This is a genomic window from Mycoplana sp. 10N416 (genome assembly GCF_056394765.1).
Window position 1 is genome coordinate 107,961 of record NZ_JBFTIM010000001.1, and the last position, 12,194, is coordinate 120,154.

The 12,194-nt window shown below is 63.4% G+C and carries 9 protein-coding genes; 5 read left to right on the forward strand and 4 right to left on the reverse strand.

Going from position 1 to position 12,194, the window contains the following annotated elements; all coding sequences use genetic code 11:
- Positions 1-35: 35 nt before the first annotated feature.
- The 3 genes from AC1DDS_RS00510 to AC1DDS_RS00520 all read left to right on the forward strand — a co-directional run bounded on the left by AC1DDS_RS00510 (position 36) and on the right by AC1DDS_RS00520 (position 3,245).
- Positions 36-1,433: a multicopper oxidase family protein gene (locus tag AC1DDS_RS00510; protein ID WP_477477113.1), complete on the forward strand. Its 1,398-nt coding sequence runs from the start codon at positions 36-38 to the stop codon at positions 1,431-1,433.
- 90 nt (positions 1,434-1,523) lie between these two features.
- The gene (rnd, locus tag AC1DDS_RS00515) at positions 1,524-2,669 is read left to right on the forward strand and encodes a ribonuclease D (protein ID WP_477477733.1); all 1,146 of its coding nucleotides are present in this window, start codon (positions 1,524-1,526) and stop codon (positions 2,667-2,669) included.
- A 63-nt stretch (positions 2,670-2,732) separates the two neighbouring features.
- A complete protein-coding gene (locus AC1DDS_RS00520; protein ID WP_477477114.1) occupies positions 2,733-3,245 on the forward strand; it encodes a phosphatase domain-containing putative toxin in 513 nt (170 codons plus the stop codon).
- Here AC1DDS_RS00520 and AC1DDS_RS00525 read toward each other — a convergent pair.
- Complete coding sequence (locus tag AC1DDS_RS00525; protein WP_477477115.1) at positions 3,242-4,057, reverse strand: methyltransferase domain-containing protein; 816 nt, start codon at positions 4,055-4,057, stop codon at positions 3,242-3,244. The genes AC1DDS_RS00520 and AC1DDS_RS00525 overlap by 4 nt on opposite strands.
- Before the next feature lie 287 nt (positions 4,058-4,344).
- Here AC1DDS_RS00525 and AC1DDS_RS00530 point away from each other — a divergent pair, with 287 nt between their 5' ends.
- Together AC1DDS_RS00530 and AC1DDS_RS00535 are read left to right on the forward strand one after the other, a co-directional pair.
- On the forward strand, positions 4,345-5,703 hold the full coding sequence (locus tag AC1DDS_RS00530; RefSeq protein ID WP_477477116.1) for an esterase-like activity of phytase family protein: 1,359 nt from the start codon (positions 4,345-4,347) through the stop codon (positions 5,701-5,703).
- 193 nt (positions 5,704-5,896) lie between these two features.
- Positions 5,897-7,207, forward strand: coding sequence for a calcium-binding protein (locus AC1DDS_RS00535; RefSeq protein WP_477477117.1), 1,311 nt, complete (start codon positions 5,897-5,899; stop codon positions 7,205-7,207).
- A gap of 211 nt (positions 7,208-7,418) precedes the next feature.
- Here AC1DDS_RS00535 and AC1DDS_RS00540 read toward each other — a convergent pair whose 3' ends face one another.
- From AC1DDS_RS00540 to AC1DDS_RS00550, 3 genes are all read right to left on the reverse strand, one after another.
- Entirely contained in the window at positions 7,419-8,315 is an 897-nt protein-coding gene (locus AC1DDS_RS00540) for a calcium-binding protein (protein WP_477477118.1), read from the reverse strand.
- A gap of 129 nt (positions 8,316-8,444) precedes the next feature.
- Positions 8,445-9,968, reverse strand: coding sequence for an exopolyphosphatase (gene ppx, locus AC1DDS_RS00545; protein WP_477477119.1), 1,524 nt, complete (start codon positions 9,966-9,968; stop codon positions 8,445-8,447).
- A gap of 12 nt (positions 9,969-9,980) precedes the next feature.
- Positions 9,981-12,182: an RNA degradosome polyphosphate kinase gene (locus tag AC1DDS_RS00550; RefSeq protein WP_477477120.1), complete on the reverse strand. Its 2,202-nt coding sequence runs from the start codon at positions 12,180-12,182 to the stop codon at positions 9,981-9,983.
- Between the last annotated feature and the right edge of the window lie 12 nt (positions 12,183-12,194).

Consider the following 12,194-nt stretch of genomic DNA (forward strand, 5'->3'; position numbering starts at 1 on the left):
TCAAGCGACGACGTTAATTCCTGTCTGGATGCCCCATGCCGATCAGCCGCCGCACGCTTCTCAAGGGTTCCGCACTCGTCACCGCCGCCTACGGGACCGGCCTTGCCGTGCCGCTGGCACGTCGCGCGCTGGCGGAGGCTCCAACGGAACTTATCGCCTATGAGGGGAGCTCACGACTTTCGGGAAAGGCAGCGACGAAGGGCACGATGTCCTACCGGCTCGGCACGGCCGGCGACGGCGTTCCGCCGGTGCTGCGCATGCGCAAGGGTGAGGAATTTGCGGTGCGGCTCATCAACGAGCTCAAGGAGCCGACGACGGTACATTGGCACGGGCTGCGGATCGCCAACGCCATGGACGGCGTGCCGGAACTGACACAGCCCTATGTCTACCCCGGCGACCGGTTCGACTACCGCTTCACCCCGCCCGATGCCGGCACCTTCTGGTATCACCCCCATTGCAACACGCTGGAGCAGATCGGCCGCGGACTGACCGGCGTGATCGTCGTCGAAAACCCCGACGATCCGGTATTCGACGCGGACATCGTGCTCAATCTGCGCGACTGGCGGTTCGGCGGCGACGGGCAGTTCATCGACCAGTTCAAGCCGCGCGATGCCGCCCGCGGCGGCACTTATGGGACCGTCCGCACCACGAACTGGTTGGAGGCTCCAATCTATGACGCACCGGCGGGCGGTCTGGTCCGCGTCCGCATCTGCGCGACCGACGTGACCCGCATCTACCGGTTCGGGCTGGAGGGCGGGACGGCAATGGTGGTCGCGCTCGACGGCAACCCGCTGGAAGCGCCCTTCCCGCTCGACCTCCACGACGTCGGCCCCGGCCAGCGCATGGACCTCGTGCTGCGCATGCCGGACGACGAAGGTGAGATCGTCACGCTCGGCAACGTGAAGGGCAGCGCGCCGTGGACGGTCGCCTCCTTCCGGGCGGTCGGAACCAGTCTGAAGCGCGACTTGAGAAGCGTGCCAGCCCTGCCGGCCAACCCCGTCGCCGTGGCGGACACGACGGCGGCGGAAATCATTCCGATGGAATTCACTGCGACCGCCGAGCATGGGGCGAAACCCAGCATCTGCGGCTCGCTCGGCTACACCTTCTGGGCGATCAACCGCGTCGCCTGGCCGGGTGACGCGTCCGATCCCGTTGCGCCGCTTGCGGAGATGAAGCTGGGCAAAAGCTATGTCTTCCGCATGGCCAACCGCACGCCGCACGCCCACCCGATCCACCTGCACGGGATGAGCTTCCGTGCCGTCGCCTCGAACCAGCCGCGACTTCTCGGGCACCCGACCGACACGATCCTTTTGCAGCCGGACGAGACGGCGGATCTCGCGCTCGTCGCCGACAATCTGGGCGACTGGGTGTTCCATTGCCACATCATCGAGCACCAGAAGACAGGGATGACCAGCTATGTGCGCGTGACCTGACGGCCGCGGCGCAGTTTTTGATTGTGGCGGAATGGTGGAGCAGGTAAACCATCCGGTCAAACGAAGCCTCCACCGAGCAAACTGATGCAAATCATCGAAACTACCGAAGCCCTTGCCGACGCCTGCGCGCTGCTTGCCAAATCCGATTACCTGACGATCGACACCGAGTTCCTGCGCGAGACCACCTTCTGGCCGGTGTTGTGCCTGATCCAGCTGGCGGGGCCGGAAACGGAAGTGATCGTCGACCCGATGGCCAAGGGCATCGACCTTGCGCCGTTCTTCGCGCTGATGGCCGATACGAGCGTGGTCAAGGTGTTCCATGCGGCGCGCCAGGACCTCGAGATAGTCTACAATCTCGGCAAGCTGATCCCGCATCCGATCTTCGACACCCAGGTCGCCGCCATGGTCTGCGGTTTCGGCGACAGCGTTTCCTACGACCAACTGGTGCAGAAGACGAAGGGCGTGCAGATCGACAAGTCGTCGCGCTTCACCGACTGGAGCCGGCGGCCCTTGACCGACAAGCAGCTCGAATACGCGCTCGCCGACGTCACCCACCTGCGCGACGTCTACCAGCTCCTGAAGGGCAAGCTGGAGCAGGAGGGCCGCTCGCTCTGGCTGGCCGAGGAGATGGCGGTACTGGAGGCCCCCGGTACCTACGACATCCACCCGGATGATGCCTGGAAGCGGTTGAAGCTGCGCGTGAAGAAACCGATCGAACTGGCTGTTCTGCAAAAGGTTGCCGCATGGCGCGAGCGCGAGGCACGCGGCCGCAACGTACCGCGTTCGCGCATTTTGAAGGACGACACGATCTACGAGATCGCCCAGCAGCAGCCCGCCGATGCCGAGGCGCTGGGGCGGCTTCGCACGATCCCGAAGGGCTGGGAGCGCTCGCAGTCGGGCGCCGCCCTCGTCGCAGTGATCCAGGAGGCGCTGGCGATCCCCAAGGCCGATCTGCCCCGCCTGCCCCGCCAGAGCCAGGTGCCCGAGGGCGTGGCCGCCGCCAGCGAGATGCTGAAGGTGCTGCTGAAGCTCGTCTCGGAGAAGCAGGGCGTCGCCTCCAAGATCATCGCCAATAGCGACGACCTGGAAAAGATCGCCGCCGAAGGCGAGGCCGCCGACGTCCCCGCCATGCACGGCTGGCGCCGCGACCTGTTCGGCAATGTCGCGCTGGACCTGATCGGCGGCAAGGTTGGCCTGCGCTTCGTCAACAAGCGGATCGAGGCGGTGGCGATCTGACGCACATCTTCATTCACGGCCGGCACTGCTGACGCGCCGGCCATCACGGCGTAGAGTGCACCCATGGACACGCCGGAGAAATTCACGATTGCCACCGTCAAGCTGCCGAACGGCGGTCGCATCGGCTTGAGCCGCATTCCGGGACGTACGGGCGAATATGCTTCCGACCTGCAGGCGATCGCCGACTGGGGCGCGGATGCCGTCATATCGATGACCGACAGGGTCGAGATGGAGGCACGGGGTTGCAGCGATCTTGGCACACGGCTTGCCGAACGGGAGATCGCCTGGTTTCACCTGCCGATCCGCGACTTTGGAGGTCCGAGTGGCTCGGTGGAAGCACACTGGCCTGAGTATTCCGCAAAACTGCATGAGATTCTCGATCGCGGCGGCGCTGTGCTGGCCCATTGCCACGGTGGCCATGGGCGCGCCGGCATGGTGGCGCTGCGGCTGCTCGTCGAACGCGGCGAGGAACCGGACACTGCGCTCCGGCACATCCGGGCCGTGCGGCCGGGAGCGGTGCAGACGGAGGGTCAGTACCGCTGGGCGGCATCGGCAACGGCTAAGCCGAAGCCCTAGGCGACAGGTTTGTAAGCCTTTCGCGCCGTAACGATCAAGGCCGGCATATCGAACTCGACCCGTCCGTCGAGCACGAACGGCCGTAGCACCACCTGCGCCTCCTGCTTGAGCCGGGCGAACTGTTCGTCGGAGAGGACGCCACCGAGCGTCCACACGCAGGCGCGTTCGGTCGAGACGAGCGCATCGATCGAATTGAAACGAACCTTGCCGTTGCGTCGGGTGATCTTTGCCTCGGCAATGCCCGCCTCGCGGCAGATGTCCTGCAACTGTCCGGCATCGCCAAGAACGAACGGCGCGCGAAAGGCGTCTCCAACCTCCCGGCCGAATAGCCGGTCCAGCAACTGCGCAAAGGCACCGTAACCCGGCGAGTTGTCGACGCTGTCGCAGACGGCAACCGCCAGCCTTCCGCGGGGTTTGAGCACCCGCATCATCTCGCGCAATGCCCGCGGCCTGTCCTCGAAGAACATCAGGCCGAACTGGCTGACGACGGCGTCAAAACTGTCGTCCGGCAGCGGCAGGGCCTCGGCCACGCCCTGCAGCCATTCGATGCGCGGATCGTTGCGACGGGCCACCGCCAGCATCTCGGGATTCGCGTCCAGTCCGACCACCGATCCGGCCGGTCCGACGATCGAGGCGGCGGCAAGCGTGAGCGCGCCGGTGCCGCAGGCCACATCGAGGACGTGATCGCCCGCGCGCACGGAAGCCTCCGCTGCAACAATCGGGGCCCACTGAGCGAAAAGAGCGGGCACGAAGTACGCATCGTACACTTCGGCGGGATTGAGGGCGGCCGGACCAAGGGGTGTGTCAGGCATGTTCGTGCTGCCTCCAATTCCGGGACAGGTGATGCCGGATCGGTATGCGCCCCCTCCTGTGGAAAGCCGACCCTCTATGCCCCTGAGACCGGGTGGATTTTATCAGAAGCGAGCGTTCCTCGCAGCATTTTTGGGGCCGGACCAGCGGTTCGCCAGACCTTCGCCAGTTGGCACCGGTTCCCCGCAAAGCGGCTCCCGTCACGAAAGCTTCAGCCAACCGTCAAGCAGCGGTCATGTGTGATGCCTATCGGGAGCGTATTCGATCCTTCCACAACAAGGTGACTTCCATGACGAAATCGCTCCTGGCCGGCACTGCGCTCGGCTTTCTCTTCGCCAGCACCGCGCTTGCCGCCGATACCGAGTTTCCCGCAACGCTGAAGGCGCATGCGATCCTGCCCGCCAACACGATCATTGCCGCACCGGCCGATGCGGCCGACTACCTGAAGACTTCGGGCAAGTTTACGACAGCCGACCGCAAGCGGGCCGAGCAGCTCGGCACGGTTGCGGGCAAGGACGGCGTGCGCCCGACCGGCCTGTCGCTTCCCTTCGACGGCCAGCCGATGCAGGGTTTTTCCGGCATCAAGGCGATGGAGGACGGCACGTTCTGGACGCTGTCGGACAACGGCTTCGGCAACAAGCTGAACTCCACCGACGCGATGCTGATGCTCCACAACGTCAAGTTCGACTGGGATAGTGGCAAGGTCGAGCCGGTCAAGACGGTGTTCCTCTCCGATCCGGACAAAAAGGCGCCCTTCCCGATCGTGATGGAAGGTTCTCAGACCCGCTACCTGACGGGCGGCGACTTCGACGTCGAGTCCATCCAGCCGGTCGAGGACGGTTTCTGGGTCGGTGAGGAGTTCGGCCCGTATATTTTGAAATTCGACCGCGACGGCAAGCTCGCCGACGTGATCGCCACGCAAGTCGACGGCAAGCTGGTCACCTCGCCCGACAACCCGACACTGACCGTGCCGGCCGATCCGTCGAAGAAGATGCCGGCCTTCAACCTGAAGCGCTCCGGCGGTTATGAGGGTCTGGCGCTTTCGAAGGACGGCGCAAAGCTCTACGGCCTGCTGGAAGGCCCGCTCTGGGTCGACAGCGAATCCGTCGAACAGGCAGATGGCCGCCCGGCTCTGCGCATCATCGAGCTCGACGTCGCCACCAAGGCGTGGACGGGCCGCAGCTGGCTCTATCCGCTCGCAGAGGGCGGCGAGGCGATCGGCGACTTCAACATGCTGGACGCAACGACCGCACTGGTGATCGAGCGCGACAACGGTGTCGGCACCGCTGACAAGGCCTGCGCCGATCCGAAGGATCCGAAAGCCGACTGCTTCGCGGTCGCCTCAAAGGTCAAGCGCGTCTACAAGATCGAGATGAACGACGCCAACGTCGGCAAGGCCGTGCGCAAGATCGGCTATATCGATCTCCTGAAGGTCGCCGATCCGGACAACAAGAAACGCCAGGGAGGCGGCGACGGCTTCTACGACATGCCGTTCCTGACGATCGAGAACGTCGACCGGGTGGACGAAACCCACATCGTCGTCGGCAACGACAACAACCTGCCCTTCTCCGCCGGCCGCTTCATCGACAAGGCCGACGACAACGAGTTCGTGCTGATCCAGGCCGGTGATTTCCTCAAGGCTGAGTGAGCACAAACGTTAGCACCGGGGGCGGCGACAGCCGCCTCCGACTTGGAGGAGCGCGGCAGACACGGCAGGCGCTCCCCTGCATCAGCGATGCCTGACCCTTTTATTATGATCGGCGTAACCCAAACAGGTGATCCACAAACTCGCCGTTGGTGATTTATTTCCGCTTCTGCAATCGGATCGACGGGAAATCAACATGGCCACCTACACGCTGAAAATGCCAAACGGAAAGTATCCCGGGCAATATATCCCGGCGCACTGGGCGACCGACTACAATCCGGCCCTGAACGAACTTCTCGCGTACGGGAACTATACCTCGCAATCTGCGACCAAAGCAGTGTACCGGATGGACAACGGTGTCACCTTGGTCATTACCGGCACCAATCTAACCTACGTCAAGCCGGGCAGCGTGATCAGTGGCGGCACGATAACATCGCTCCAGTTCCTGGATACCGCCGGTGGTTCGGTTGTTCAGACGGTTACCGGCCTCAAGCTGGCAGGCAGCGAGTTCCGCGCGGCGGTCAACGTCGGAAGCACCGTGCACACCGCGAAAGTCATCCTGCGCGGTGCCGATACCCTTCACGGAACTGACGGAAAGGACGAGCTCTGGTCGTACGGTGGCAATGACAAGCTCTTCGGCGGCGCCGGAGCTGACAACCTCATGGGCGGGCGCGGCGCCGATACCTATGATGGCGGCACCAGTGCCGGCAGCATCGACCAGCTCGATTTCGAAGACGCTTATAATGACGCAAACGGCGCCAAGGGCGTGACCGTCGACATGGCCAAAGGCACGGCGATCGACCCTTGGGGTTACAAGGAAACCTTTGTCAACATCGAGCGCATCAAGGGAACCCAGTTCGTCGACAAGATGTACGGCTCGGCGCGCGCGGACGAATTCCGGCCGCTCGGCGGCAACGATATCGTCGACGGGCGTGGTGGGATCGACACCATCCGCTATGACCGCGACGCCCAGCACGACGGCAGCAAGGGCGTCTCGGTCGATCTCAACGCCGGTGTCGGCACAGACGGTTTCGGAAACAAGGACAAACTTGCCAACATCGAAAACATCGTCGGCACAGAGAAGGGCGACACGCTCAAAGGCAACAGCGCTGCGAACGAGCTCACCGGCAGCGGCGGGAATGACAAGCTCTACGGCGGGCTGGGCAAGGACGTGCTGATCGGCGGGACCGGCCAGGATACGTTCGTCTTCAACACGAAACCCACCTCCAGCAACATCGACACCATCAGGGACTTTAATGTCAAGGATGACACGATCTGGCTCGATGACGACGTATTCACCAAGATCGGTAAGGTCGGAGACCTGGCGCCGGCGGCGTTCTACATCGGTGCCAAGGCTCATGATGCCAGCGACCGGATTATCTACGACAAGACGACGGGAAAGCTGTTCTACGACGCAGACGGAACCGGCAGCGCGGCCGCAGTTCAGTTTGCGACCCTGACCAAAGGGCTGGCGATGACCGCGACGGACTTCGACATCATCGCCTGACGGCAAAGGTTCGCGGCGACCGGGTTCAATGCTGCGTCCGGCAGCCCCATCGCTTCGGCTTCCCGCGCAGAACGCGGGGGCCGATCGATGACGGACCTTATCACATCAAGGCCGGTGAACTGCTGAAGGCGAAGTGACCAGTGCGAAAGGGAAAGGGGCGGCCGATGCCGCCCCCTCTCCTGATCTACAGAAACATTCCGATTTCCACCGCTCAGAGCAGGAAATCGCGCGCGTCGAGATCCTTCAGCTTGAAATCGTCGAGGATGATGATGTCCGTGCTGCTGAGCTTGATGTGAACGTCCGCTCCCACCTGGTGCGCCTTTTTCAGCACCGCACCGACCGAGGCAAAGTCGTAGGACCGAAGATCGATGTCATCGATGTTGTTCTGGAAATCCGTAATCGTGTCCTTGCCGTAACCCTTGGCAAACACGAAGACATCGGCCCCGCCGCCGCCGGTCAGCGTGTCGTTGCCCTTGCCGCCGTTGATCTTGTTGGCGCCGCTGTTGCCGGCCAGCTTGTCGGCGTAGCTCGAACCGGTCAGGTTCTCGATGGAAACGTAGGTGTCGCCCTTGGCATCGTTGGTGTTTACGGATGCCTTGGCGAGGTTGGCGACAACGCCCTTCGCCGAGCCGGCATAGGACGCCGTGTCGGTGCCCGCGCCGCCATTGAGCTTATCTGCACCAGCACCGCCGATCAGCGTGTCGTTGCCGGCTTCGCCAAGAATCGAGTCCGCATATTGCGTGCCCTTGATCGTATCATGGCCGGACAGGAGCAGCGCGATGCCCTGCTGCACGGTGCCGTCGAGCGCATCGCTGAAGGCCTTGCCGGAGATTTTGAGATCCGTTAGCGAAAACAGAGTCTTGCCACCCTCGACATGCGTCAAGCCGGTGATCGTGCCGGCCTTGATCCCGTAGACTTCACCGTTCTTGATGACCCAGCTGAGGCTCGTTCCTTTGACCTCGGTATAGTTCGTGCTGTTCTGATAGATCTTGACGCCCGTCGATACCGGCGTCGTGTTGCGGTCGAAGTCCATGAAGTTCGTGTAGCCCAGCTTAGCGAAGCTGAAGCCGGTGTTCTTGCCCAGGCTGCCGAGTGTGATCTTTGCCATGTGAAATGCCCCTTGCGCATGCTATCGACAGAGCGGGTCTGTCGAGCGCGCATCTAGGCTGCGAGGTGTTAACGCACTCACCTGCCAATGGATAAAAACGCTCATTAAGACGTTATTTTCAAAGAATTTTCAGGCGTCGTAACGGAAACCGATTCTCGTTCCGGTCAGCTTCGAAAGCTGTTGCAGGCGCCCATCCAGGCGCTCGCCGGCGAAATCGGAATATTCGGCGGGGACGACGAACTCAAGGTCGAGGTCCGGTGTTTCCGAACGGCGGATGGTCAGGTTGCGCACGACCCCCGGCATCGAGGCGGAAAACAGGTAGGCGACGCGCAGCAACCCGCCGAGCAGCTTCGCCAGCATCAGCATTCTCGGGGTGGCGATCGCGGCGAGCGGGCTCGACGCGCCGTCGTCGTTGAGGCCCTCGAAGCGATAGTAGTTGGCGAGCGCAATATAGGCGCGGCCGGGATGGGTGATGCCGGTAAAGGTGCCGTGCGAGATGATGTTGAGGGCCTGCAGGCCGCGATAATCCGGATGCGCCCGCCAGCTGATGTCGGCAAGCAGGCAGGCAGCCTGGCGATACCGCCCCTCCTCCCGGCTCTCCTCGATGCCGAAGTGGGGCATCATGCGGCCGGTCCATTGGACAAGCTCGCGTGCGTGCTCGGGCGAGCGGGCGCGCAGGATCGCGAGTTGATCGGCCGCGGTGAGCAGCGGATCGCACATCTTCTCGCCCTCCGGCAGCAGCGAGTAGAGATAGCCTTCGCGCACCCCTTGAGCGGAGAACGAGACCTTGGCCGGCCGCATCAGCGCGATGGCCTCCTGCATGGCGACGGCGCCGAAGGGCAGAAGCGTGCGGCGGCTCTTGGAGATCGCCGCATAGGCGGGGTCCTTCGTGTCCTTCGTCGTGACGACATAGGTCAAAAAGTCCATCGCCTCGTCGAAGGAGATCTCATAGCCCTGCATCATGTGCAGGGGATAGTTGTTTATTTCCATGTGCAGCTTGGCGAGCGATCGCCAGGTTCCACCGACGGCGTAGAAGGTTCGCCCCGTGCCGCGCTTGAGCAGCCCGGCGGTCTTGAGGAACCGGCGCGCGACGATCCGCGCCTGTGCGACCGACCCCGCCGCCGCCTCGGACAGGCGAATGCCGCCAAGCGGCAGCGTCATCCCCGTGCCGATCGCCTCTCCGGTGACGTCGACCAGTTCCAGCGATCCGCCGCCGAGGTCGGCGACGATACCGTCGGGATCGTGGAAGCCGCTGATGATCCCCAGCGCGGAGAAATAGGCTTCCTCGTCGCCGGACAGCACCCGCACCTTGTGTTCGAGGATGGCCTCGGCGCGCTCGATGAATTCCGGCCCGTTCTCGGCCTCGCGCGCGGCCGCGGTCGCCAGCGCATACATGCGCGTGGCGCGGGCCTGGCGGGACAACGCCTTGAAGCGGTGGAGGGCGCCGAGCGCGCGTTCGACACTCGCCTCGTCCATGCGGCCGGTCTTTGCCAGCCCCCTGCCGAGGCCGCACATGACCTTTTCGTTGAAGAGGATCGACGGCGCGCGGTTCATCCCCTCGTAGATCACGAGACGAATGGAGTTCGACCCAATATCCACGACCGATACCGGGGCAATTCCCGGCAGGCGCCCCTGCGCTTCCGATTCAACCATGCAAGCCCAATGTCACCGTTTGCGCTGGCTCTTCCAGCCGGCGATCGCTTTCGGAGCGCTCGACTTCAAGGCGCCGCCCCGGCCGGAAAGGCTCGGGTTCGTCATGAAATAGTGCTGCGCATTGAACGGCTCGGTTCCCTGCGGCACCTGCATGCGCCGCGAAGTGCCGTCCGGCAGGATCTCATAGCTTTGCTGGTTGTCGATCAGATTTCCCAGCATGATCTGCGATAGAACCTGTTCATGCACAGTGCGGTTGGTCAGGGGAACCAGCGTCTCGACCCGCCGGTCCAGGTTACGCGGCATCAAATCCGCGGAGCCTATATAGACGAGCGCATTCTCCGAGGGAAGCCCGTGACCGTTGCCGAAACAGAAGATGCGGGAATGTTCGAGGAAGCGGCCGACGATGGACTTGACGCGGATGTTGTCCGACAGGCCCGGCACCTGCGGGCGCAGGCAGCAGATGCCGCGCACCACCAGATCGATCTCCACCCCCGCCTGGCTGGCGCGATAGAGCGCATCGATGATCTCCGGGTCCACCAGCGAGTTCATCTTCATCCAGATTGCCGCCGGCCGGCCGGTCCCGGCGTGTGCGATCTCCTGCTCGATGTGGTGGAGCATGCGCGGACGCAGCGTATGCGGCGAAACGGCGATCTCCATATCGGCCTCGGGCTGGCCATAACCGGTGATGAAGTTGAAAATGTTCGCCATGTCGTGGGCGATCGAGGCGTTGCAGGTGAAGAAGGAAAGGTCGGTATAGATCTTTGCCGTGACCGGGTGGTAGTTGCCCGTGCCGAGATGGCAGTAGCTGCGCAGCTTGCCTTCCTCGCGACGGACAACAAGCGACATTTTTGCGTGCGTCTTCAACTCGATAAAGCCGAAGACGACCTGCACGCCCGCGCGCTCCAGATCGCGCGCCCAGCGGATGTTCGCCTCCTCGTCGAAGCGTGCCTTGAGTTCGACCAGGGCGGTGACCGACTTTCCGGCTTCCGCCGCGTCGATCAGCGCGCGCACGATCGGGCTGTCGTTCGAGGTGCGGTAGAGCGTCTGCTTGATTGCCACGACCTCCGGATCGCGCGCAGCCTGGAGAAGGAACTGCACGACCACGTCGAAGGATTCGTAGGGGTGATGGACGACCATGTCCTTTTCCCGGATGGCGGCGAAGCAATCGCCGGCGTGCTCGCGGACACGCTCAGGGAAGCGGGCATTGTAGGGCTCGAAGCGCAGGTCGTCGCGCGGCGCCTTGGTGATCTCGCTCAGCGTGTTGAGCGCAAGAAGTCCGGGCAGGACCGCCACCCGGTTTTCCGGCACGCCGAGTTCGTTCACGACGAACTGGCGGAGCGACGCGGGCATGTCGGAATCGGTTTCGATGCGGATCACCGACCCGCGGCGGCGGCGCTTCAGAGCGGTCTCGAAGAAGCGCACCAGGTCCTCAGCCTCTTCCTCGACCTCGATGTCGCTGTCGCGGATGATGCGGAACGTGCCGGTTCCCTGCACCGAGTAGCCTGGAAAAAGCCTGTCAATGAACAGGCTTACGGCATCCTCGAGCGTGGTGTAACGGATCACGCCCTTATGATCGGGCAAACGGATGAAACGATCGAGCGCCGGCGGCAGGCGCAGCAGCCCCGTCATCGGGTGTCCATCGAGCTTGCTGGTCAGTTGCAGCCCCATCGAAAAGCCGAGATTGGGGATGAAGGGAAACGGATGGGCCGGATCGATGGACAGCGGTGTCAGCACCGGGAAGATCGACTGCTCGAACTCCTGGGCCAGCCAGGCGCGGTCTTCGGCCTTCAGGGCAGCCGGCCGGACGACGACGATGTCTTCCTTGGCAAGGTACTGCTGAAGCACCGCGAGCGACGCCTGCTGCTCCATCTGCAGGTTGTCGATTTCCTGGAGGATGTCGTCGAGTTGCTCGGCAGACGTCTTGCCATCCGGGCTGCGCATGGCGATTCCCGCCCGCACCTGGCCCTCGAGGCCGGCGACGCGCACCATGAAGAACTCGTCGAGATTGGCAGCCGATATCGACAGGAAACGGACGCGCTCGAGCAGCGGATGGGCCGTGTTGAGGGTCTCCTCGAGGACGCGGCGATTGAACTGCAGCCAGGAAAACTCCCGGTTCACGAAGCGCTCGGGGCTGGTCATCAGGTCCGAGACGGGTGCCACGTTCTCGCTCGCCGGCTGCTCCGTGCTTTCCACAGTCGTCGATATTCCGTCCATATCCATCACCGC